The following is a 488-nucleotide window of genomic DNA, read 5'->3' on the forward strand; positions in this document are numbered from 1 at the left end:
TTTGCAAGCTTCATCATTTGGCAATTCTTTTATAAAGTTTAGTATGCTTTGTCCTTCAAATACTTCCATAACGACTGTTTTTAAAGACATAAAAATACAGAAACTAAATGACTAACTCAATTAATTTATTATAATTATTTATAGCGTATTTGTTTTTAAGTAAATAATCCTGTTTTAAAGAAATAATTTTAAGATTATGTTCTTGTTGATTTTGATAAAATATATTTTTCCTAATTTCCCATTCCTTTTCTTTTTGAAGAATATCATTGTCCATTTTTTTGCAGTATTTCGTTTACGATTGAATTGAGTATTTGTTTTGCATTATATACCACTTCCAAGAAATCTTGGGAATCAAAAAAATTATTTTGAGTTATACACTTAATATCTGTTTTATGTTTTTTTGATAAATCGGTTTTGCATTCACCATTCTTTCTATGGATTTATGAAAAATACTTGTTTTAAATTGAGAACGGTTTATCCTAAAACAA

Annotated in this window: 1 protein-coding gene and 1 pseudogene; both read right to left on the reverse strand. The window is 24.2% G+C overall.

What is annotated here, in order from left to right:
- Window positions 1–103: 103 nt before the first annotated feature.
- A complete protein-coding gene (locus tag GTZ96_RS18155; RefSeq protein ID WP_161645299.1) occupies window positions 104–274 on the reverse strand; it encodes a hypothetical protein in 171 nt (56 codons plus the stop codon).
- Between the two features lie 96 nt (window positions 275–370).
- A pseudogene (locus GTZ96_RS18160) lies at window positions 371–488 on the reverse strand (IS1595 family transposase); the annotation flags it as partial.

The sequence above is a fragment of the Flavobacterium undicola genome (assembly GCF_009909155.2).
Taxonomy (GTDB): Bacteria; Bacteroidota; Bacteroidia; order Flavobacteriales; family Flavobacteriaceae; genus Flavobacterium; species Flavobacterium undicola.